General features: G+C 72.2%; 1 protein-coding gene. It reads left to right on the forward strand.

Annotated elements, in window-relative coordinates; genetic code table 11:
- Window positions 1-512: 512 nt before the first annotated feature.
- A partial coding sequence (locus PROKR_RS35180) for a hypothetical protein (protein ID WP_169736450.1) occupies window positions 513-1,045 on the forward strand: 533 nt, incomplete at its 3' end.

The raw sequence follows: 1,045 nt of genomic DNA on the forward strand, positions 1-1,045 counted from the left end.
GTCCCGGCTGACCCGGCGCAGCCGGACGGCCCGGGTGGTTCGCTGGCCGCGACCGGCGCCGACCTCGGCTGGACGGCCGGCCTCGCCGCGCTGCTCTTCCTGACCGGTGCCGCGACCCTGTTCGTCGTGCGTCGCCGCACGGTGAGCTGACCGCCGGGTTCCTCGCCCTGCCGGCGGGCGGGGCGAGGAACTACCGGCAGCCGAATGTCGTGCGATACGGAGCAGCGCGATATTCCCGGCAATTGTTTGATTTGCGGCGGGCAATACCAGGTCGGACCGGACAGCCCTTTCCAGGGGTTTACGGAACGCTTATAGTGCCGTCGCATACTTCGTGCGAAGCGATGCTCCACTCCTGACGAACCAGCACTGGTGTCGCCCTGAGCAGGGGAAACGCCCGAGTCGCCCCCTCGTTGCGCCCGGTCTCGAACCGGGTGGCCGAGCCGGCGCCCCAGGCCGCGTTCCCCGTCACGGAAGTGCGCCCGACGGCCTGGTGGAAATGGGACGCGACGAACTTGTCTTACGACCTGAAGTGGCTTGTCCCGCTCGAGCCCGAGACACCGGGCCGGGCGGAGGACCACGGAGAGCACGGCGTGCTGAGCGCCATCGCCTCCGGAGACCTGGACACCCTTGAGGACCTCGCGGACGTGTGGTGGTTCGAGCTGCCCGCCCGGTTCGGCCCGGAGCTGCTCGGGCTGCTCGAACGGCTGCCCGCCACGATGGCGGCCCGCCGTCCGCGGCTGCTCATGGCGGGCGTGCTGGCGTACCAGCTCACCGAGGCACGCGACGACGCACACCTGCGCGCCACGATGCGCCTGTTCGAGCTGCACGGCGTGCGCCTGTCCAAGCGGCTGCGCTCGTTCACGCGGCCCGGCGACATGATCGCCGCGGGCGCGCTGGCGATGCACGCGGCGCGGACCCGCGGCCAGTACCGCACCGCGGAGGGCATCGGCGCCTGGGTCGAGGAGCACCTGCTCCGGACCGACGACGCCGGGGCGCTGCCCTGGAGCGCCGAGCGCCGGGTGGGCCGGCCGGGCCTGATCGCCCT

Source organism: Promicromonospora kroppenstedtii DSM 19349, from assembly GCF_000515355.1.
Taxonomy (GTDB): domain Bacteria; phylum Actinomycetota; class Actinomycetes; order Actinomycetales; family Cellulomonadaceae; genus Promicromonospora; species Promicromonospora kroppenstedtii.